1 pseudogene is annotated in these 228 nt (G+C 53.5%); it reads left to right on the top strand.

What is annotated here, in order from left to right:
• Positions 1-228: pseudogene (gene ureC / locus NLU14_RS23010) on the top strand (urease subunit alpha); the annotation flags it as partial.

The following is a 228-nucleotide window of genomic DNA, read 5'->3' as shown; positions in this document are numbered from 1 at the left end:
CGATGCATTATCGTCCGATGTTCGGCTCATTCGGGAAAGCCCGCACCAATACGTCCATTACCTTCGTTTCGCAGGCCGCAATGGATGAAGGGCTTCGAGAGAAGATTGGGGTGGACAAGCAGATGATTGCCGTGGCCAATACCAGAGGCGGTATCGGCAAACATTCCATGATCCTCAACAATGCGATGCCGCAAATGGAAGTTGACCCGGAAACCTATGAGGTGCGCG

It is taken from the genome of Marinobacter iranensis, from assembly GCF_029207565.1.
Classification (GTDB): Bacteria; Pseudomonadota; Gammaproteobacteria; order Pseudomonadales; family Oleiphilaceae; genus Marinobacter; species Marinobacter iranensis.
This window is presented reverse-complemented; position numbering and strand designations above follow the sequence as displayed.